The organism is Burkholderia sp. Ac-20365, assembly GCF_017104715.1.
Taxonomy (GTDB): domain Bacteria; phylum Pseudomonadota; class Gammaproteobacteria; order Burkholderiales; family Burkholderiaceae; genus Paraburkholderia.
In genome coordinates this window covers 66,003-85,466 of the sequence record NZ_JAAGPI010000004.1, presented here as the reverse complement: position 1 = coordinate 85,466, position 19,464 = coordinate 66,003, and the positions used below count along the sequence as shown (strand labels likewise).

The following is a 19,464-nucleotide window of genomic DNA, read 5'->3' as shown; positions in this document are numbered from 1 at the left end:
GGCGCAGGAAAGCCTTCGCGGGCGCGAACGATTTCAGTTTGATGGAATGGCGTGAGCGAAGACGTTCTGCTCTACCTGCTTCTTTCGCAAGGCAATAGCAGTGCCGCTTGCGTGATTCGGCGCCTAGGCGGGCCGAGAGCTTAGCAAGCGTTCGCTCTTGAAGTTCATGAGTGTCCCCGTATGCCGCATCTGCACGGCGCGTTTTGCTTCTTCCGCCTCGGGGTGGAGGCGCTTTCCTTTGTCCACGTTTGGGTGAACAAAGGAAAGCCCTTACGGACTCCCCATTCTACAGTTACCGAATGATTGCTGTAAAGAACTTACGTACCGCTAGATTTCTTTGCTTCGCCCACCGCTACTGACACGCTTCGCAGTCGGCCGCCAGAGGGTCTCCCGGACGGAACATGCACACCCGGCCTTCGAGCGCATCAGGTTCTTCCGATGTAGCACTGGCTGCTGGCGACGTCACAACACGTTTGGAATCTTCAACAGTCGGTTTCGTGCGGGCCCCATCTTCACCGCCCGACGGCACGGCATTGAGGCGTCCCGGTGCGACCGTCGATTTTTCCACATGCGTTGCTGCTATCGTGCGCAGGTAATACGTCGTCTTCAGTCCACGCACCCATGCGAGTTTGTAGACCTCGTCGAGCTTTTTACCCGATGCACCCGCCAGATAGATGTTGAGCGACTGTGCCTGATCGATCCAGACCTGTCGGCGAGCCGCACACTCCACGAGCCATGTCGGATCAATTTCGAACGCAGTTGCATAGATCTGCCGTAGCCGCTCCGGAACGCGCTCGATTTTCGCAAGCGACCCGTCGAAGTGTTTCAGATCCAGCACCATCATTTCGTCCCAAAGACCCTCCTTTTTCAGATCAACGACCATGCGTTGGCTAACCTGTGTGAACTCGCCAGCCAGGTTACTCTTCACGAAAATGTTCTGAAAGACCGGATCTATGGACGCCGAAATTCCACAAATATTGCTGATGGTGGCCGTTGGTGCTATGGCCAAGCAGTTGGAGTTGCGCATCCCGTACTTGCGGATGTCTTCCTTCAACCTAGCCCACTTTTCGCCAAGGCGCGGCCTGATTTCGAACCCCACCTTCAGTCCACGTTGTTCCTCGAGCATCGCTACACTTTCGTGCGGCAAGACGCCCTGATCCCACAGTGAACCCGCGAACGTTGAATAACGGCCACGCTCCCTCGCGAGATCGTTGGAAGCCCGATACGCGTGATATGCCAGGTACTCCATCGACTCGTCGGCGAACTCGATTGCTGCTTCCGAGGCGAATGCAACGCCCATCACCTGCAGCGCTTCGTGAAATCCCATGATGCCGAGACCCACCGGGCGATGCTTGAGGTTCGAGTTCCGAGCCTTGGGCACCGCGTAGTAGTTGATGTCAATGACGTTGTCCAGCATGCGCATCGCCGTCGACACGGTCCGCTCAAGCTTTTCAACGTCGATCGCGTACGAACCGTCGCCTCCCTGCTTCAGGTGCGCGACGAGATTCACTGAGCCGAGGTTACACACAGCGATTTCCATCTCGCTCGTGTTGAGCGTGATCTCCGTGCAAAGATTTGACGAGTGCACGACACCGACGTGCTGCTGCGGTGAGCGAACGTTGCACGGATCCTTGAACGTGATCCACGGATGCCCGGTTTCGAACAGCATGCCGAGCATCTTGCGCCACAGCCACCCTGCTTCGACTGTCTTCGAAAGACGGATTTCCTTGCGAGCGGCCTTCTGCTCGTACTGGACGTAGGCCGCCTCGAACTCTTTGCCGAACTTCTCGTGAAGATCGGGCACATCGCTCGGCGAAAACAGCGTCCAGTGGCCTTCGTCCATCACGCGCTTCATGAACAGGTCGGGAATCCAGTTCGCCGTGTTCATATCGTGCGTGCGGCGGCGGTCGTCACCCGTATTCTTGCGCAGTTCGAGGAACTCTTCGATGTCCAGGTGCCACGTCTCCAGGTATGCGCACACCGCGCCTTTGCGCTTGCCACCCTGATTGACCGCGACAGCCGTATCGTTGACCACCTTCAGGAACGGCACGACACCCTGCGATTTGCCGTTGGTTCCCTTGATGTGGCTACCGAGTGCCCGCACCCGCGTCCAGTCGTTGCCGAGACCGCCGGCGAACTTCGAGAGCAGTGCGTTGTCCTTCAGCGACTCGTAGATGCCGTCCAGGTCGTCCGCCACCGTCGTCAGATAGCACGACGAAAGTTGCGAGCGGCGTGTGCCCGAGTTGAACAGCGTCGGGGTCGACGACATGAAGTCGTTCGACGAGAGCAGTTCGTAGAACTCGATCGTTCGCGCTTCGCGGTCGATCTCGTTCAGCGACAGACCCATCGCGACCCGCATGTACAGCCACTGCGGCAATTCGATGCGCGTGCTTTCGATGTGCTGCAGATAGCGCTCGGCGATCGTCTCGATACCGAGGTAGTTGAATCGCGCGTCGCGCTCGGGCCGCAAAGCCTTCGCGAGGCGAACGAGATCGAACCCGGCCAGCTTTTCGTCGAGCAGCTCTGCCTTGATGCCACGCTTGATGTACGGGGCGAAACCGTCCACGTACGCGGCGTTCACATCCTGCGAAGCAACGATCTCACCCGTCACTTCGGCCAGCAGCGTCCCGATGACGATTCCGGCCGCCAGTTTGGTCGCATCCGGATGCATTTCCATCTTCTCGCGCACGCTCAGCAGAAGTGCCGTGCGAACGGCCTCCTCCGGCATCCCGTCGAAACACTGACGCATCGCGCCATCGAGAATCACCTGCGGTGCCGGAACATCGAGGCCCGCAGAACGGAACGCCAGCTCTTCGAGCAAGGCGGCCGTGTTCAGGTCCGTCGAAATGCCGACCGCGTTTACTACACGCATTGCGCGATCTGCCCGCGGCGAAACAGTCGCCTCACGCTCTTCAGTGCGCTTAGCGCGATACAGCACGTAGCTACGTGCCAGATCGTGCTCGCCGCGACGCATGAGTGAAAGTTCGACAGTGTCCTGAATTGTCTCGATATCGACTCCCAGCGCGTCAGTGCGCGTCACTGCGCGCAGGACATCGTCGAGTACCGCATCGATGAGCGCGCGGTCGTGCTGCGGCAGATCGGTTCGCCCCGCCGCCTTTAGCCCGCGCGCGTCGAGGGCGTTTTTGGTCAGCGCAACACGGATGCGGCTCGTGTCGAACGGGACGACTTCCCCTGTGCGCTTGATGACCTTCTTCGAGTTGATAAGATCGTCGTTCACGTAACTTCTCCTAGGTATTGGCGCCATTGCGCCGGTTGAAAAACCTATGGGCGTACGTAACAGGTGGAGCTGTTACTCGGTAGCGTGATGGCTACCGGCTAAGAACTCCGAGGGGATTAGCTTGTCGAGGGTCCGGCCGGGCATGAGCCCAGCGGTTTTCTTGAGGGGGTTATTCCCAGGACAGGGCGCCGCCTGTCTGGTAATCGATGACGCGGGTCTCGAAGAAGTTGCGCTCCTTCTTCAGGTCGATCATCTCGCTCATCCAGGGGAAAGGGTTTTCCTCATTCGGGAAGAGCGGATCGAGACCGATCTGCTGGCAACGGCGGTTGCAGATGAAGCGCAAATAGCTCTTGAACATCGATGCATTGAGGCCGAGGATGCCGCGCGGCATGGTGTCTTCCGCGTAAGCATACTCCAGCTCGACGGCTCGCAGGAAAATTTCACGAATCTCTTCGCGAAACCCAGAGGTCCAGAGATTCGGATTTTCGAGCTTGATCTGGTTGATCAGATCGATGCCAAAATTGCAGTGCATCGACTCGTCGCGCAGAATGTACTGATACTGCTCCGCTGCACCCGGCATCTTGTTCTGGCGGCCCAACGCGAGTATCTGCGTGAAGCCGACGTAAAAAAACAAGCCCTCCATAACGCATGCGAAGACGATCAGCGATTTGAGCAGCTTCTGGTCAGCTTCGAGGGTTCCCGTGGTGAAGGCCGGGTCGGTCAGCGTGTGGATGAAGGGTATCAGAAACTCATCCTTCGCGCGGATTGACGGCACCTCATGATAAGCGTTGAAGATCTCGCTTTCATCGAGTCCGAGCGACTCCACGATGTACTGGTAAGCATGCGTGTGGATCGCCTCTTCGAAGGCCTGGCGCAGCAGGAACTGGCGGCATTCGGGCGCCGTGATGTGGCGGTACGTGCCCAGTACGATGTTGTTCGCCGCGAGCGAGTCGGCCGTCACGAAGAAGCCGAGGTTGCGCTTGACGATGCGACGCTCGTCTTCCGTCAGCCCATTCGGGTCTCTCCAGAGCGCGATGTCGCGGGACATGTTGACCTCCTGCGGCATCCAGTGGTTCGCGCAACCGGACAGATATTTTTCCCACGCCCATTTGTACTTGAACGGCACGAGCTGATTGACGTCAGTCTGGCCGTTGATGATGCGCTTGTCCGCTACGTTAATCCGGCCCGTGTTGTGCGGTGCCGAGATCTGCGGAATTGCGCCGGGTTCTTGCTGGGTGTTCGATGCGCTGGTGGGTTTGGGCGAAATGGCGTCGGTGGCCTCCTCATCCCAGGATAGTGTAGACATGTGGACTCCAGTTTGTGCGTGCACGCACGCGGTTGAAAAGCATCTTCGGTCGACGGAGATCGCTCTGCCGGCCGTAGTCGCCTTTCTGAAGCCACAAATGCAAACGCCGCCCGAAACGGCGGCTTCTGGATGATGTTGAACTCCCGGAGGCAGATTCCGAGGAACCCGCCTCCGGACATCGTCATCGTCACCGACAACGACTTCGGGACTAAGGAGTATCCCGACGTCAAAAGCGACGACCAGTTCGCTTTCCAAATTCATCACCAACACGTGGTCTACGCGCGGGTCGGGTCCTAGGTGACCCGATTGGAGCGACGCGGTAAAACCGGTCGCATGTCATGCCGAACTATCGGCGCTTCAAAATCTGAGAAGAATCATAACCGAAAAAAAGGGCAGTGACACACGGCGAATATCGAAGCAAAAGCGGCTGCATTCATGAGACCCGGATGGGTGACAGGGTGCAGAATCCAGAGCATTCAGGACATTCCTGGCATGCGGTCGGCCAGTCTCGGTACCCGGGACGCGTCTCTTGGCAGATCAACAAGTGAACGCAGTTCGGGAGGTCAAGGCACCCAAGATGAACAATATCAAGCTTTCCGCGCCGAAAAATGAGGCTCGGACAAACCAGATCAATACGGCGGTCGCCGCCGAAGCAACGGCGTTTATTCGCTCTCCCCGCATTCGCCGCTGGGTGATCCGCGAATTCAACTTTGTGACGAGCCGTCTCTATCTGTCCGTGAATTCGGCGAGAGGCCGTCGTACCAACAAGAAGGAACGCCTGAACGAACTGCTCGGCGATCTGGTTGGCGCTGTGGAGATGCTGGAAGCCGATACCGAGTACTACGAAGGGGAAATCAACGAGGCTGTGTTCCCGGGGGAAACGTACACATTGCGCATTATTTCGCCCTTTGCCGCGACGATCTATCGGCTGCTTGTGCGCGCCGATGTTGCCTGCACGAAGCTCTATATGTCCGAGTTCAACGGAAAGCTCGATCATGACAAGCGCGAGTTGCTGCTCGAACCCGTGACCCAGGCGCTACTCGGCATCAAGCAGTTCTCGATCGGGCACATTCCCAAGACTGCTGCCCAGATGGCGGAAGAACTCGAAATCGGCTAATTGCCCGGCTCGCGGCTCCGGCCGCCGAGCCATCCGCTCACACCCCTCATTTCTGCGCACTCCGCGCACCTGGCGGCTGAAACCTATCGAAGGCTCGGCATGGGCCTCGTCTCGTGGCGCCACCCGCCTCCCTACGGATCGACAAACTCGATCGGCTGTACCTCGGCCGGGGAAGCCCACAGTTCCTTTTCCTTCCTTCCTGAAGATCGGGATTTGATTGCCAGCGACTGTCGCATCTCGCTGCATCGACGCGCGGTGCCTACGCACGACCCGTCGCAGCCATCGCAAAAGAGCCGCATAGAGAAATTTGAAGAGCGCGCCGGCGAGTCGCCAAGGGTGACCGTCGGGAGATCGGGGCCAGTCTCAGCGGCAATGGCTGAAAACTCCCCGTTAAAGGCTTCGTCGAGTGAGGCGAGCCAGGGTTGCAATTCGGAGGGCGCAGTGCCGAACTCGTTCGGACCTTCCCGGGCATAGAATGTGGCCTCGCCCGCTTTTGCCTGTCGTAGGCGCGCGTCGACGGCGTCCGGTCCAAACCGGAGTCGCAACCCGTCAATGTGAGCTGCGACCCCCGGCATCCGTTCACGCAACGGCTTCGGACTCTTCTTCCTTGGCGTAGACTCGTTCAATGCCACTTTCCGCGATGAAAAGGCTGGGCGGGCTTCCGCCGCCTGTAGATATAACGAGATCCTTGCGCGAGCGCGTCATTGCGACGTACATCAACCGGCGCTCTTCTTCAAGCGCGCCGTCCTTCGCCGGGAAGGTGCCCTCCTCCGCGCCGATGATCCAGACGTGGTCGAACTCAAGGCCCTTCGAACCGTGCGCGGTCATGAGTTCGACCACCGTCTCTTTCAGGTTCTCTTTTTCCTTGCGATCGTCCTGCGCACGTTTGACCGCCGCGAGACGCTCCTTGATCGACTGGGCCGGGTTGCCGTTGGCGTCGGCGCGTCGTGGCTGGTAGATCTCTTTCGCGATCTCCAGCATCTTTTTCGACCGGTTGTCGGGAGCGCCGATCAACAGCCATTCATAGACGCCGTGGATGAGCAGGTTTTCAACACCGGAGTTCAGACTATGCTGCCATCCGGTGAACAGTTTCACGAAGTCCTGCCAACGCTTTTTGCCGTCATCGGAGATGTTGTTTCGCCGGAAGTCGTCGGGGCTACCCACGATCATCTGGCCGTTGAAAGCGCGTTTGATTCCTTTCAGATCGTCCTCGCCAACGCCGTTCCACCCAAGCAAGGCGTCAAGGGACCGGGCGTCGGGCTTGAAAATCGTCTGCAAGGCGGTCCCAAAGATCTCCACCTCCTGCCGGTTCAGGACAGACTCGCCTGGTGGCCGGCGATACGGGATGCCGCGCGCAGAAAGGTTCGCCTCGACGTCGTCCAGACGACGGTTGGTGCGCGCCAGAATGCCCACGGTTGCGTTCGAACGCAAGGCGTCAAAGCCATACGACGCTGCGGCGAAGGCTTCGTCATTTCGCGATCCGAAGGTCTGCCAGCGCGCCGCACCGCCGACACCCTTGTTCGCCACCAGATGCTTGTCGATTCGCCCCTGGTTGTTGCGGATGACGTTCACCGAGGGGCCAAGAACTTCCTGATGGCTTCGGTAGTTCCGACCAAGCATCAGTTGCTCCGCGCGGAACATGCTACAGAAGCGCAGCATGCCCTCGTAGCCAAGGGCATTCCGGAAGCCATAGATCGACTGGTCATCGTCGCCGACACCCGTGAGGCGGACGTTGGCCAGATAATGCTGCTCCGCCCAGTTGAACTGGACAAGGTCCGTATCCTGGTACTCGTCGATGAACATGTCGGTCACGTTTAGAGGCGTGACGTGACCGTCCTTGAGACCCTGAATGGTCTTCAGCAGAATGTCCTGAAAATCGATAACGCCATTGCGCTCCATTACGTCGGCGTAGGCATAGGCCAGATCCTCGTGGATCTTTTCTTCAGCCGGTCGCCCGGATTTGACCTGCTCGATGATGCGCGACGCGTCTTCGATCTCCATGTCGAGGCCGAGGTGCGCCATTGCGCGTGAAATGTACAGCCGACGGACCGACTCCCGCGCGATTTCCCACTGTTTCTTCCCGAAGCCGGACTTCGCGGACGACATGATTTCGGTAGCGAACTTCCCGCGGCACAGGTGTGGAAACGACATCATCTGCATGGTCGAGTGGAAGGTGCCCACCAGCAGACGAGGCATGCACTCCTCGCCTGCCAGCTTGACGATCCGCTCGCGCAGTTCAAGGGCCGCCTCTCGCGTGAACGTCACAGCGGCAAGCCGCCTGCCGGGATCCTGCAGAATCAGGCTTGCCTTGCGTGCGAGCGTACTGGTCTTTCCTGAACCGGGCCCGGCGATGACCATCGCATTGCGCTCACAGGTTGCGACCGCACGCTGGTCATCGTTCAGGCCGTCGAGAACGTCGGCCCGCATCGTTACGCGGCCTGTTCGAGCGGCGCGACTTCCTTGCCCGCGTCGTTGGCTTTCGGCGGGCGGGTGGCAGCATTGCGCCGTGCGGTGAACTGGCGGAACAGGCTCAGGTTGGTATGCGCGGCGAAACCATAGAGCTTGCCGAGTGATTTCTTGTACTGGAGTTCCTGTTCAGCCTTCGCGAAGTCGGTCAGCTGGTCGTTCCACACGAGTACGTCCGCAAGTTCCATCGCGTCGTCGAAGCGGCGCACGGCCTTGTACAACTGGTGGCCGAGTTTCGAACGGATGTTGGCCCCGTCGAGACTGAGCGCGCACACTTCGATATGCGGGGTGACCCACGAGTCCGAGATGTCTTCCGACTTGGCCTGGTTGACGAGATGCTTCATGCGCTCGAGTTCGCCGATCGACTCGGCTTCAACTTCATCGATCTGCGTCTTCAACGCATCGAGCAGGACCTGGCCCTTGTCGCCCAGCAGCATTTCGCCGCGGCGTTGGAGGTTCGCCGCGCACTGGTCGATCGCCGAGAACCAGCGCTGGAACGCCGAGCCGAGCACTTTCGTCTTGATCTGCACGGTGAGGCTCAGTGCGGTCACGCCCGCATCGACGCGCACGAGGCCTGCGGCGCCCTGCTGTCGTTGCTTTGCGGCGCGCTTCATCAGGCGATCGCGGAGTGCGCGGATTTCTTCCTGGGTGCGTTCGCCCGCTTCGTCGTCGCGCGGCTCGAGATCGTTCAGTTTGATCTTTGCTTCGATGTCGCTTCTGGAAGCCAGCGCCGCGCTCTCGAGCTCACCATGGACCTGGGTAGCTTCGTCGACGGGCGCCGCGTCTGCAGACGACGTCTGCAGTGCCGGCGTACCGCCGAGTTCACGCGCGAGAATGCTAGTGATTTCGCCCTGGGGGAGAAGATGTTCGGTCATGTCTGTTCCTTGAGGTGGTGGTCCCTGAAGGATGGACGTACTGAGCCGCCGGGCAGCGCGAAATGACACGGGCTTTTAGCCCGCATTCGTGGCCGGAGTACTGGATACGACCAGATTGATGCGATCCACATCTGACGCGTACAACTGCGTGGTCGGTCGCAGGGGTGCGAGGTTGGCGAGATGGCTCAGGAGATCCCTTGAGGGGGATTTTTCCCACGTCACTTCGTAGCCATACCACGCTGTTCGGCGCAGCGTGTCCACGCCGTTGCCCGTATGTCGGATTGCGCGAATGCGGTTGCGGAACCGGAAGCCTGCGTGCAGGAGCGCTTCTTTGACCGCCTTTTCGAATTCTTCCATGATCGCCTTGCCTTTTGGAAGCACCGACTTTACCGCCAGCAACGTGGCCGGGTGCGCCGAAATGAACTGCCAAGTCCATGGTGTTTCGATGGTCGAGCGTCATCCACGCGCACTGTCGTCCAATCTCACAGTGAGACAGAGCACCCTTGATTTCACGCGGTTTTCCATCGACAGAGGCATTCAATTTCACAAAACGCATCCCCCCACTGTTTGCGAAACTGCATTTTTTTGATGGGCGTGAGGACGAATATCGGTGAAAACAACTCCGCATTTGGCGGGCTGGTCCACGGTATGTCGCTGCTAATCTTGCCGCCATGAAATACTTTCGTGCCACCGCCGCCCTCGTCTGCCTGATCGTCGCGGGTCATTTGACGTCGCGGCCTCCGTTCTCGGGGCTTCCCTTTGTCTTTTTGCCGCTGCTCGCGTGGTTGCAACTGAGGGAGCGCACGCTCGGTCCGTGGTATGTCTTCGCGTTCTTCCTTGGCGTAGGGATAAAGATCCCGTTTGCCGTTTTTGACGTCGGCGCGGGCATTCCCCTTGCGGCGACGATATGGCTTGGCTACGGACTCGTTGCAGCCGTCGCAAGCTCGGTCGTTCCTAAGGCGCTACAAACCGATAGCCGCGCTGTATCCGCGTGGGTCTTCTTTTCACTGTCAATACCGGGTCTTGGGTTTGTCTTCGTCGCCCCTCCTGTCGCTTCCGCGGGCTGGCTCTTCCCGGGCACCGGGCTGGTGGGAATTGCACTGCTGGTATGGTTCGGTGGCAAGGTGATCGACGCTGTAGAGCGGCGCAGTTGCAGGCCGTTGGTGATTCCCGCTCTGCTGGTCGCGGGCTGCAATGTTGCTCATGTCATCGCACCGCCCGCCGCAGTTGATGTCTCGGCCCTTTCCATGCCGGTACCGCAGCCTCCGGCCAACCTCGCGCGAAGCATACTTGCAAGTGTGCGCTTCTCTCCTGCCGTGCATGCCGAGTATGCGAAGGGAGCACAAAAAGTTGTCCTGCCCGAAAACGTCCTGGGGCTTCCTACGCCTACCACCGTCGCTTTGCTGGACGTCCCTGCAGATCGTACCTTGATCGCGGGCGGCATTGCCCGGGTTGCGGGGTTCGACTCATACCAGAAAGGCGTCTGGGTATTTCCGGCGGGCATCTTTTACCCGGCGATCCAGCCTATCCCGGTTATCGAACCTGGGCTCCGTCCGCATTGGAGTGCCTTGCACAAGATTGCAAACATCGGGGGCGAAAAGTATTCTCTGCTCGTTTGCTTTGAGGCGAGTACGTCGCTTCCGCTCTACCATCTAGGCTATGGACGACCGATCATTCTGGTCGGAAATGGTTGGTGGGATCGATCGGGGATCATGGATATCGAGGTCGGTCTGGCTCATTCGTGGGCGCGGCTATTTCACTCGAGCCTCGCCGTTTCTCGGGGCTTCCCGCAGATCTGAAAAAGGCCTTTTTTTGGCTTACATTTGAACACCACGAGAGTCCGTTTCTCGCCTATCTTTGGCGTCCATGGACTCACGACTTTTCTTCAGCCAACGACCAGTAACCGGCGCATTTACGGCGGTGCCAGCACGACGTCTGCGCATCCGCCAACTGCAGCCGGGGTCCAGCTATCTCGAGTTTGACGGAAAGGATCAGCGTGTCGCCCGGAGGGGCGTTCCGGCTGAAGGCGTTGAGTTCTCCCTCGTCCAGCAACTGCATTATTCGTTTAATCTGAAGCGTGCCAGTTTTCGCTTCGATCCTGTCACGCTGCTTGTGGCGCTCGGTCGTGCGTTCGCTGGCGCACCGCGAGCACTGACGCGCGCCGTAACCGCTTCGCGTGGCGACATCGGTAACGCACTGCGATTGATACCGAAAGCGATCGCGCTCGCGGTCGTGGGTGTCCTGTGTGTTGCGGGCCTTTCACGGTTTGTGCACATCGACGTCCGTGCGATCGCACAGTCTGTCCACTTCGCACTTCCGCATTTTCTCACGCCGTGGAAGCCTGTCGACAGCGTTGACGTCCAGGCGTTGCCTCCGGTCCGCCAACCGATGCAGGCTTCGACGGATCAACCCGTCAGCTTCACGCCGGCACATCCCGTCGACGCAGCTCAGCAAGGGGCGCCGGGTGGCGCAAGTGGCGCGCAGCCTCAAAGTGCGGACCCGGCATACGTACCGCAGTACTACCGTAAAGGCCCTGGCTCCTACCTTCCGATGCCATCGGGTGGTCCGCTGCCGGCTGGGATGGCTTCTACATATGTACCCTCGACATCGGCTCCGGTCCATCTGACCGTCAATGAACCGTTCTCGGCCCCCGAGTCGGACGACGATCAGGACAGTGTCCAGTTGATGCCGACCAAGGTTGCTGAGGTCAAGGAAGTCGTCGTTCAACCCGAACACAAAGAGCGCGCCTCCGCGGAAAGGGATCGCGCACCTGCAGACAGGAAGCCAGACGCGCGGGCCTCAAACGAAGCTCACCCGACTGCCTCATCGAGCCATGTCGCCCATCCGCAGGAGCATCCCGCCCCCGCTGCGGCTCCGCAGCCCACGTCGCCCCGCGTCCAGCAGCCGACGCGCACGAGCGGCGATCTGGTGCTTCTGAACCAGCCAAGCGTCGGTGCCACGGCGGAGCCGCAGGCGGCTGGCGGTGACGGTGAAGACGACCCCTCAGCTCCCGTCAACCTAGTCGTGCGTCCCGCGAAGCGTTCTACCGCTGATGACCAGGCTGCGCCCCAAGGCCCCTCGCATCCGTCGTACAGCGTTGTCACACACACCGACGATTCGGTCGTCGTGCGTGTCGACGGAAAGATGAAACAGATTCCCGTCGGTCAGTCCCTGCCCGATGGATCGAAGTTGCTGAGCGTCAACCCCGACGGCGGCGGCTTCACTACTTCGCGCGGCAAGTTCGCCGCTTATTGAAAGCACTTCACTTAACCAGGAACCGCACCATGAACAGCCCGCTCGCCGCCGCAAACGTCGCTCATCTCCGTCGTGAAGAAGAACCCGCAACGTCCGCATCGGCACAAGAACAGACGCAATACAACTTCGATCGCGACTCGGCTCACCGCACGTCGGCACGTCTGCTGCCGCAGATCTTCCAGTCGATGTTCGAGCGCTTCAAGAAGACCGACGGCGGCCAGCTCTACATCGATCACGAAGAAGAAAACGTCCGCAGCGCGCTCGTCGGCATCTCGGAATTCGAAGGTACGATGACGTTCAATCACGGCCTGCACATCTGCGAAAACTTCAGCGCACCGAAGGGCACGATCAAGGCGCCGGGCCAGACGGTCATCATCGCCGAAGGTGCAGTCGTCTACGCGCGCATCGAATGCAAGAAACTCTATAACCTCGGCCAGTTCGAAGGCGACGCGAAAGTGTCGGACCTCGTGCTGAACTACGGTTCGATGGCGGGCGACATCTCGTACGGTTCGCTGGAATCGGCTGGCGCGATCCGCGGCAAGATCACGCCGTTCACGGCCTGACCGCCGGCCATCGCCAGGGTGAGCCGTGGGAACTTTCTTCCTGCTGTTTCAACGAAGGCGGCTCTTTGCAGTCGCCCTCGTCGCGGCCTTCTGGGGCCTCACCCTCTTCCGTCATGGCGGCGAGATCAAAGGTGCTGACGACGGAAACACGTTCAAAATGATACGAGAGGTCTACTGCAAGGCGCACAAGAGCGACGAGAAAGAAGATCGCTTGTGCCTGCAATCAAGGTAGAGCGCAGGGTTACAGGGGCCAGCATGGCAGCATCAAAAACTCCAGAATGGACTTACGAACGGTTCGGCGATGCGATCAGTTGTCTTCGCGAGTCGCTCGAAACGCTTTATGACACGTTAAAGCGCAGTGAGCCGATCGAACCGGAGGTACGGGCCGCGTTCGAGAAAGAGATCGCCTCGCTGGAGAAGCTACGAGATAGCTTCTCCCAGACGCGGGATAACTACTACCGGGTGCACCTGTTCGCCGCACTCGCAGGATCGCTCGACAAGAAGGTCGTTGCGCCGTTTGGCTCCGCGATGTCGGGGAACCCATGAATCCGCCGCGCTTTGGGCCACGCACGTTTTTGATCGGCCCGCATGGTTCAGGAAAGAGCTCCCTCGGGCGCGCCTTGGCGCAGCATGGATACGAGCATCTCAGCATCGGCACGCTCGCACGGCTGATCAAACGGAAAAGACGGCCATCGGACATCCCTGGTCGCCTTATTCTTGAACTGGCGCGCCACGAACCGGGGACGCCATTGGCGCCGCGGGCAGCGACAGTCCTCATTGAATTCCTCCGACAGCGCCCGAGAATCGCCGTCGACGGGTTCCCAGCCACCGCCGAGCATCTTCAGCTCCTCGGCGATCTGGCGGACTGGTCTTTCGTCTATGTGCATACGCCACGTCAGAATCGGGAGACACGCCTGATCGCGCGCGCCGAAACGACACCTCGTGGCTGGACCCCCGGCCGCAAATCAGAACGGGATCTGGCGCTGCCGGCGTTGTGCCAGGCGCTTCGCGGACGAACCCGGTTGCACTTCTTCGACAATGCGCAGTCACCTCTCATCGTCGACGCGGCGGAATTGGCGCGCCCTGACGCGAGGTTGGGCTGAGGTTGCATTACATAGCAACGGACGCTGTTTTAACGACGAAAAAGGATAGAGAGCTTGCTGAGCGATCGACTTGCACGAATGGAGGCACACCGATGGATCTCGACGTAGAGATTGATCGCGGCCTCGAGCTGCTTGCACTCTGCCAGGTGCTCCAGTCTGAGAAGGACGGTGTAGATCGGCCTGCTCCGTTCGCAATCGACCCGTCCAAGACGCTCGACCAGTTCGCGAAAGACATCTCCGTGGCAAGCACGAACATGGCCGCGCTGCGCAAGCTGATTCCGTTGATGCTTCGACTGACAGACCTCGGCCGTAAGCTCGAGGTTGAAGGGAAGCTTGCGATTGAATACGGCGATGATTATTCGGGCGCTGCGCTGGCCTTCGTGCTTCGCGAACACGGCGTCAAGTGACGCCATCGGTGATCAACACCGGTAACGTGATCGAAAAAAAAGGGCGCCGCGAGGCGCCCTTCTCTTTTGTGCGCCCAGCATGGGCGCACTCCTGCGGGTGCGAGTCCCGCCGTAAGTTGGTCACTGCGAACGAAGCGAAGCGCAACTGCATGAGGGCGACCGAGTGTGGGAAGGAAGCGTGGAGCGTAAATCGCGAGCCGATGAACAAGAACCGCATACAAGGCGCAACCGGGCAGGGCGAGTGGGCAAAAGACCACAAAGCTCTGGTGACCAAGGCGAGGTGGCGTAAATGCGGCGGCTGTGCGATGAAGGAGTGCGTTCTTACCTGGGGAGATCTCGCCTTGTGCCTGAAAGGGCGACGCTGGTAAAGCGGAGCGAGAAGTCAGCAGAGGCCGTAGTAGTTGCCGCTTGTGGCAGCGAAGGGCCGAACGAGTAGGAGAGCCAAAGGCCGTGTCGCTCGGATGTGCAGGGCATCAGAAGGCTACGCAGGTAGCGCGCAACGCGGGATGGCGAGGTGAAGCCGAGCCTGAAGCGAGGTGTGATGAAGCACGGACGGCGCGACATGAAACTGGAGGCTTGGGGCGAGACAGTCTGCTATCGCAGGCGCTCGCGAGAGCGAATCTGGTGATGGCGTGGAAACGCGTCAAAGCCAATCGAGGCAGTGCCGGGGTGGATGGGAAGTCGATCGCCGAGACGGCGGAACATCTCAAGACGCACTGGCCGGGGATTCGGGAAGCGTTACTGGATGGCAGCTACCGGCCTGCGCCGGTGAGACGGGTCCAGATTCCGAAAGCCGGTGGCGGGATGCGTGAACTGGGGATTCCGACGGTAACGGATCGGCTGATCCAGCAAGCCCTGCTGCAAGTCCTGCAGCCCATCATTGATCCGACATTCAGTGAACACAGCTACGGTTTCCGGCCGGGGCGTCGAGCGCGTGACGCGGTGCTGATGGCGCAGCGTCACGTACAGGACGGCTACCGGGTGGTAGTGGATGTGGATCTGGAGAAATTCTTCGATCGGGTCAATCACGACATCCTGATGGAACGGCTATCGAGGCGGATCGAAGACAAGGCCGTGCTGCGGCTGATTCGTTATTACCTGGTGGCCGGGATCATGGATGGCGGCGTGGTCATGGCGCGTCGGGAAGGTACGCCGCAAGGCGGACCGCTCTCGCCGCTGCTGGCCAATGTGCTGCTGGACGAAGTGGACCGGGAACTGGAGAGGCGGGGCCACCGCTTCGTGCGCTACGCCGACGACTGCAACGTGTACGTGCGCAGTTGCCGGGCGGGCGAACGGGTGCTGGAGGGATTGCGCAAGCTCTACGACCGACTCCACCTGAAGGTGAACGAGGGCAAGACGGCAGTTGCTCAGGCGACCGGTCGCAAGTTTCTGGGCTACGAACTGTGGCGCGGTGCGGGTGATCGGATCAAATGCGCGGTTGCCCGAAAGGCCCTGGAGACCTTTCGGCGACGCATCCGGGAAATGACCCGCCGCTCAGGCGGGCGCAGTCTGGCGGAAAGTGCGGAGCGATTACGGGCGTACATGCCGGGTTGGAAGGCGTACTTCCAACTGGCGCAGACGCCCACGGTGTTCCGCAAACTCGACGAGTGGATCAGGCACCGGCTGCGTGCGATGCAGCTCAAGCACTGGCGTCGGGGAACGACGATGTACCGGGAGTTGCGGGCGCTGGGCGCCTCGGAGCGGGACGCCCGTAAGGTGGCGGCCAATAGCCGCCGCTGGTGGCGCAACAGTCACCAGCTGCTGAACCGAGCCCTGCCCATTGCCTACTTCGATCGGCTTGGCGTACCTCGGCTCTCATAACCTCAACTACTCGAACCGCCCGGTGCGGACCCGCATGCCGGGTGGTGTGGGAGGGGACCGGTCAGACTACCTGACCGCCCCTATCCCGATTGCTTACCGCGGTCCTGTTCAGTGAAGCTCGCGGCGGGCCCGCGCGCGGCAAGCCGCGCAGAAGCTGCCCCAGTCGATCCAGCGGAGCGAGATCACCTTGCTATCCATGACAATGACGCGCCGCGGCCCCCGATAACCGATGCTTCGTGCAAAGGCGGTAACGTCCCTTGCATGTCCCGCGTCGAGGAGCCGTTGCGTCGTGCCAGAGGCGAGTTGTCCACCCTTTCCACGCGCACCCGAAGTTGCGTTGGGCGTATGAGCGGCCGCCTTCATGCCGTTGATAGTGTCCTGATTCATCGTCTGCTTCTCCTTATGCCGAATACGTCGGCGCCAATAAAGACGCGATCGCTACGAGACCAGGTAGCCACCGTTGGACAGCACCCTTCTGACCACCACGAGTCCGTCACACCCGACACGGTTGGAATTCGCGAGCGGCACTTCGATTTGTGCGACGGGCAGCCGCAGAAACAGCGTGGTGCCGGACGCCTGCTCGTGATTGAGAATGCCGGTGCCGCTTGCGCCAACCAGCTGCACGATCCCGCTGTCGATGCCCAACCGGGCCGGTTGCCAGGTAATCGCGTCGTCGACATCAGGATCCATCGGTGCCGCAAGCACCTGGCATTCAATCGATTCGCCGATGGAAATGTCACGAAGGGCATTTGTGACGATCAAGGCAAGCACGCAGTCGGTTTGGCGTTGCACGGTAACCTCTTCGTAGTTGGGTAGGTCGAAGGGATAGAGCAAGAGCTTCTTTGTACACAGTCGCGACGACCGCGCAGAAAGAAGCTCCCCGGAAGCGGGGAGCCTTATTGCTACATTTCTACTGGCCAGCGAGCTCGAGCAGCTTGAGGGTCGCCTCTTCCTTCAGGCGCGCGCCCGCGCCGAACCATGCGCTGGTCAGGCGATTTTCGCGACTACGGGCAGCGACCTCGTGATCCACCCATTGGGTGATCGCGTTGATGCCGCCCCAAGCCGTTTCGCGGCATCCGTCGAGGAGCGAGCCGCGGCCGTGGCCGTTGAACAGCGCCATGATTTTCTTGAAGCCGTCGGTGTCGTCGACGATCTTCCGCTTGTCGGGCGACACGCGCGGGCGGATCAGATCACGGACAACGTCACCGAAATCGCTCGACGTCAACCTCAGGTTCGCCAGGATTTGCATGCGCTTCATGAACAAGTCCCATGCGTCCTTCGCTGCGATGCCCAGTGCGTCCTTGACCTTGTCGGCTTCGAACTCGGTCGAGTGGCGGATGCGAACCGAGCAGCTGGTGTCACCGTTTAGCACAAGTTGTAGAGTGTTTGCGCAAACGACTCGAACACTCGTAAACTGAGCTATCGTTGCCATGTTTCCGTCATAGCTGGTCGCTAGCAGCAGATAGCCTGTAACGTCGTCCGACGGGACAACTTCACCAGCGAAGCCCGTGCGGGCGAGAACCCAGATCCGCTTGCCACCCGCCAGTGATCCGGCCGTTTCGATCTCGAAGCCGGCACTGGTCACCAGGTCTTCGAAGAATGCCAATGCTTCTCGGGGCTGGACGATACGGTATCGCGGCGAGACGATGCTTATTGGCATCGAGTTGTCGTTGCGATAGAGAACGTCGTGCGCCCGGAAGGTGCGAAGCGAGCCATGCTCGAACTTGACTGGCGATCGCAAGATCTCCCAGTCCAGCCCGGCTGCCTTACGCCATTCATCCAGACTCGCGCCAGATCTTACCTGTTGCCCCAACCCGTGCCACGGCTGCAAACCGCGAAAGGCCATTTCAGCGAAATTTTGCTGGCGCTGAGTAATCAGATGCGGCATGGAGATTTCTCCGTTGATGTGGCGATAGACGCCGATTGAAAGTTGATGTGAAAAAGGGCGCGCTGTACTACGCGCGCCCTTCTCTACCACTCGATTCCTGCCTGCCCGATCTTGTCGAGATCGACCGTCAGATCGGCTCCGATCGGGCCGCCACCATCGGGCTTGCCCTCCCACAACTCAAGCGTGAGCTTTCCTGTGGCGTCGATTTCATCGATAAGACCGACTAGCGCGCCACGGAAGAAATCCCCGGAGTGGATTTTCAGCAGCACGATGAATCCGGACCCGTCGTTCGCCGGCGCGTCCGCTTCGCGGATGAGCCTGAGCACATCCGCTCTGCTCGCGCATGGCGACATCAGGACACTGGTGTCGATCGACTTCGGAGCGGGCGCCTGCGCTGCTGCGCTCATGCCGCCACCGCGACATGCTGCGCAGCCTGCTCCGCCGCCTGACGCGCGAGCAGTGCTGCCGCTGCCATCGGACGGATCAGATGCGCGCCGCCATACGGCTGGAGGAGCGCGCAGACGCTCTCGTCTTTCGCTTTCGGTTTGAACTGCACGAGGATCGACGAGAGATGCGTGCCGGTGCGGAACGCCGCATTCGGGATCACTTTCGCTTCGAACAGGTGCTTCTGGAACAGCGGGATGGCTTCCGCGGCGGTATCCGCGGTAATTTCACCTTCGCCGATTGCGTTTGCGCTGTACGGCACCGTCGTGCCCGCCTCCCAGATGAAGACGGGCTTGTCATGCTTCGAACTGCTCGTCTGGAACAGGCGAGCGAATTGCGAACCGCAATGCGTACGGACGTCAGCGATCAACAGGCGCTCTTTGCGCGAGCCTTTTTGAGACATGATGAATTTTCCTCTGTGAATTCGGCCCGGAGACTGGGCCAGATGAATTGCGATTGAATACTGCGACTGAACTTAATGAACTCGACCGTGAAGCTGCAGGGACTCGGGCGTGCAAATCGCGCGAATCAAAGGCTTCAGGACATTGCGCCGCTGCTGCTGCCGCGACGCGTCAAGACAGAAGTCGACCAGATTGCGAGCGCTGTCCGTCACGACGATGCCGTAGACGAAGTTGCCGTTGCTGGTTTGATTCTGGAATTGATAGACCCGTGCTTCAGTGGAATCGAATACGGGGTTGTTGATGATTACGCGGGCGATGAAATCGGGATGAACGAACAGAGTCCGGACAATCGCGAGATCACGTTGTTGCAAACTGCCTGGGGGATAAACGGGCTGGCCGTCGATACCCTCGCTCGTCCGCGTTCTCGGGGCGACAAATTTGGAAATCTGCGCTTGACCGATGAACTCATCGAGTTCGATTGCCTTGAGAACACGCTCGAAGGAGCGGTTCCCAGTTTCAGGAACAGGTATTTGCACTGCGTCCTCCTTTTCACGTCATGCCGCGCCGGCGGCTAAAAGAA

General features: G+C 59.9%; 20 protein-coding genes. 9 read left to right on the top strand and 11 right to left on the bottom strand.

Annotated elements, in window-relative coordinates:
- Positions 1-352 precede the first annotated feature (352 nt).
- On the bottom strand, positions 353-3,265 hold the full coding sequence (locus G3O01_RS09065) for a ribonucleoside-diphosphate reductase subunit alpha (RefSeq protein ID WP_205804206.1): 2,913 nt from the start codon (positions 3,263-3,265) through the stop codon (positions 353-355).
- A 142-nt stretch (positions 3,266-3,407) separates the two neighbouring features.
- On the bottom strand, positions 3,408-4,544 hold the full coding sequence (locus G3O01_RS09060; protein ID WP_205804695.1) for a ribonucleotide-diphosphate reductase subunit beta: 1,137 nt from the start codon (positions 4,542-4,544) through the stop codon (positions 3,408-3,410).
- A gap of 577 nt (positions 4,545-5,121) precedes the next feature.
- On the opposite strand from G3O01_RS09060, the gene G3O01_RS09055 reads away from it, so the two are divergent.
- The gene (locus G3O01_RS09055; RefSeq protein ID WP_205804205.1) at positions 5,122-5,661 is read left to right on the top strand and encodes a hypothetical protein; all 540 of its coding nucleotides are present in this window, start codon (positions 5,122-5,124) and stop codon (positions 5,659-5,661) included.
- Between the two features lie 579 nt (positions 5,662-6,240).
- Here G3O01_RS09055 and G3O01_RS09050 read toward each other — a convergent pair.
- The 3 genes from G3O01_RS09050 to G3O01_RS09040 form a co-directional block, all read right to left on the bottom strand.
- Positions 6,241-8,088: an ATP-dependent helicase gene (locus G3O01_RS09050; RefSeq protein WP_205804204.1), complete on the bottom strand. Its 1,848-nt coding sequence runs from the start codon at positions 8,086-8,088 to the stop codon at positions 6,241-6,243.
- Between the two features lie 2 nt (positions 8,089-8,090).
- Positions 8,091-9,002 carry a hypothetical protein gene (locus G3O01_RS09045; RefSeq protein ID WP_205804203.1) on the bottom strand — a complete coding sequence of 304 codons (912 nt, stop codon included), beginning with the start codon at positions 9,000-9,002 and terminating at the stop codon, positions 8,091-8,093.
- Positions 9,003-9,077: 75 nt separating this feature from the next.
- Positions 9,078-9,359: a hypothetical protein gene (locus tag G3O01_RS09040; protein WP_205804202.1), complete on the bottom strand. Its 282-nt coding sequence runs from the start codon at positions 9,357-9,359 to the stop codon at positions 9,078-9,080.
- On the opposite strand from G3O01_RS09040, the gene G3O01_RS09035 reads away from it, so the two are divergent.
- The 8 genes from G3O01_RS09035 (at position 9,358) to ltrA (ending at position 16,151) form a co-directional block, all read left to right on the top strand.
- Entirely contained in the window at positions 9,358-9,591 is a 234-nt protein-coding gene (locus G3O01_RS09035; RefSeq protein ID WP_205804201.1) for a hypothetical protein, read from the top strand. The two genes, G3O01_RS09040 and G3O01_RS09035, sit on opposite strands and share 2 nt — an antisense overlap.
- Positions 9,592-9,673: 82 nt before the next feature.
- On the top strand, positions 9,674-10,801 hold the full coding sequence (locus G3O01_RS09030) for a hypothetical protein (protein ID WP_205804200.1): 1,128 nt from the start codon (positions 9,674-9,676) through the stop codon (positions 10,799-10,801).
- Positions 10,802-10,868: 67 nt separating this feature from the next.
- Positions 10,869-12,257: a hypothetical protein gene (locus G3O01_RS09025; protein WP_205804199.1), complete on the top strand. Its 1,389-nt coding sequence runs from the start codon at positions 10,869-10,871 to the stop codon at positions 12,255-12,257.
- Positions 12,258-12,286: 29 nt separating this feature from the next.
- The gene (locus G3O01_RS09020; RefSeq protein WP_205804198.1) at positions 12,287-12,820 is read left to right on the top strand and encodes a polymer-forming cytoskeletal protein; all 534 of its coding nucleotides are present in this window, start codon (positions 12,287-12,289) and stop codon (positions 12,818-12,820) included.
- Between the two features lie 255 nt (positions 12,821-13,075).
- On the top strand, positions 13,076-13,366 hold the full coding sequence (locus tag G3O01_RS09015; protein WP_205804197.1) for a hypothetical protein: 291 nt from the start codon (positions 13,076-13,078) through the stop codon (positions 13,364-13,366).
- Entirely contained in the window at positions 13,363-13,923 is a 561-nt protein-coding gene (locus tag G3O01_RS09010; protein ID WP_205804196.1) for a hypothetical protein, read from the top strand. The genes G3O01_RS09015 and G3O01_RS09010 overlap by 4 nt, the downstream gene beginning before the upstream one ends.
- A gap of 92 nt (positions 13,924-14,015) precedes the next feature.
- The gene (locus G3O01_RS09005; protein WP_205804195.1) at positions 14,016-14,330 is read left to right on the top strand and encodes a hypothetical protein; all 315 of its coding nucleotides are present in this window, start codon (positions 14,016-14,018) and stop codon (positions 14,328-14,330) included.
- A 576-nt stretch (positions 14,331-14,906) separates the two neighbouring features.
- Positions 14,907-16,151 carry a group II intron reverse transcriptase/maturase gene (gene ltrA / locus G3O01_RS09000; protein WP_205804194.1) on the top strand — a complete coding sequence of 415 codons (1,245 nt, stop codon included), beginning with the start codon at positions 14,907-14,909 and terminating at the stop codon, positions 16,149-16,151.
- A 108-nt stretch (positions 16,152-16,259) separates the two neighbouring features.
- On the opposite strand, the gene G3O01_RS08995 is transcribed toward ltrA, so the two are convergent.
- The 6 genes from G3O01_RS08995 to G3O01_RS08970 all read right to left on the bottom strand — a co-directional run bounded on the left by G3O01_RS08995 (position 16,260) and on the right by G3O01_RS08970 (position 19,420).
- The gene (locus G3O01_RS08995; RefSeq protein WP_205804193.1) at positions 16,260-16,538 is read right to left on the bottom strand and encodes a hypothetical protein; all 279 of its coding nucleotides are present in this window, start codon (positions 16,536-16,538) and stop codon (positions 16,260-16,262) included.
- A gap of 51 nt (positions 16,539-16,589) precedes the next feature.
- The gene (locus G3O01_RS08990) at positions 16,590-16,985 is read right to left on the bottom strand and encodes a hypothetical protein (RefSeq protein WP_205804192.1); all 396 of its coding nucleotides are present in this window, start codon (positions 16,983-16,985) and stop codon (positions 16,590-16,592) included.
- A 76-nt stretch (positions 16,986-17,061) separates the two neighbouring features.
- On the bottom strand, positions 17,062-18,039 hold the full coding sequence (locus G3O01_RS08985; protein ID WP_205804191.1) for a DUF932 domain-containing protein: 978 nt from the start codon (positions 18,037-18,039) through the stop codon (positions 17,062-17,064).
- An 83-nt stretch (positions 18,040-18,122) separates the two neighbouring features.
- Positions 18,123-18,446 (bottom strand): hypothetical protein, encoded by a 324-nt coding sequence (locus G3O01_RS08980; protein WP_205804190.1) that lies wholly within the window; start codon positions 18,444-18,446, stop codon positions 18,123-18,125.
- Positions 18,443-18,886, bottom strand: a complete 444-nt coding sequence (locus G3O01_RS08975; RefSeq protein ID WP_205804189.1) for a hypothetical protein — start codon at positions 18,884-18,886, stop codon at positions 18,443-18,445. The genes G3O01_RS08980 and G3O01_RS08975 overlap by 4 nt, the downstream gene beginning before the upstream one ends.
- 72 nt (positions 18,887-18,958) lie before the next feature.
- On the bottom strand, positions 18,959-19,420 hold the full coding sequence (locus G3O01_RS08970) for a hypothetical protein (RefSeq protein WP_205804188.1): 462 nt from the start codon (positions 19,418-19,420) through the stop codon (positions 18,959-18,961).
- Between the last annotated feature and the right edge of the window lie 44 nt (positions 19,421-19,464).

Bases quoted from the DNA above. Each gene is read 5' to 3' on its own strand.
- G3O01_RS09030 (WP_205804200.1), top strand. From the start codon at position 9,674: ATGAAATACTTTCGTGCCACCGCCGCCCTCGTCTGCCTGATCGTCGCG.
- G3O01_RS09065 (WP_205804206.1), bottom strand. From the start codon at position 3,265: ATGGCGCCAATACCTAGGAGAAGTTACGTGAACGACGATCTTATCAAC.
- G3O01_RS09010 (WP_205804196.1), top strand. From the start codon at position 13,363: ATGAATCCGCCGCGCTTTGGGCCACGCACGTTTTTGATCGGCCCGCAT.
- G3O01_RS09055 (WP_205804205.1), top strand. From the start codon at position 5,122: ATGAACAATATCAAGCTTTCCGCGCCGAAAAATGAGGCTCGGACAAAC.
- G3O01_RS09045 (WP_205804203.1), bottom strand. From the start codon at position 9,002: ATGACCGAACATCTTCTCCCCCAGGGCGAAATCACTAGCATTCTCGCG.
- G3O01_RS09015 (WP_205804197.1), top strand. From the start codon at position 13,076: ATGGCAGCATCAAAAACTCCAGAATGGACTTACGAACGGTTCGGCGAT.
- G3O01_RS08995 (WP_205804193.1), bottom strand. From the start codon at position 16,538: ATGAATCAGGACACTATCAACGGCATGAAGGCGGCCGCTCATACGCCC.
- G3O01_RS08980 (WP_205804190.1), bottom strand. From the start codon at position 18,446: ATGAGCGCAGCAGCGCAGGCGCCCGCTCCGAAGTCGATCGACACCAGT.
- G3O01_RS09060 (WP_205804695.1), bottom strand. From the start codon at position 4,544: ATGTCTACACTATCCTGGGATGAGGAGGCCACCGACGCCATTTCGCCC.
- G3O01_RS09005 (WP_205804195.1), top strand. From the start codon at position 14,016: ATGGATCTCGACGTAGAGATTGATCGCGGCCTCGAGCTGCTTGCACTC.
- G3O01_RS09040 (WP_205804202.1), bottom strand. From the start codon at position 9,359: ATGGAAGAATTCGAAAAGGCGGTCAAAGAAGCGCTCCTGCACGCAGGC.
- G3O01_RS08975 (WP_205804189.1), bottom strand. From the start codon at position 18,886: ATGTCTCAAAAAGGCTCGCGCAAAGAGCGCCTGTTGATCGCTGACGTC.
- G3O01_RS08985 (WP_205804191.1), bottom strand. From the start codon at position 18,039: ATGCCGCATCTGATTACTCAGCGCCAGCAAAATTTCGCTGAAATGGCC.
- G3O01_RS09025 (WP_205804199.1), top strand. From the start codon at position 10,869: ATGGACTCACGACTTTTCTTCAGCCAACGACCAGTAACCGGCGCATTT.
- G3O01_RS09020 (WP_205804198.1), top strand. From the start codon at position 12,287: ATGAACAGCCCGCTCGCCGCCGCAAACGTCGCTCATCTCCGTCGTGAA.
- G3O01_RS09035 (WP_205804201.1), top strand. From the start codon at position 9,358: ATGATCGCCTTGCCTTTTGGAAGCACCGACTTTACCGCCAGCAACGTG.
- G3O01_RS09050 (WP_205804204.1), bottom strand. From the start codon at position 8,088: ATGCGGGCCGACGTTCTCGACGGCCTGAACGATGACCAGCGTGCGGTC.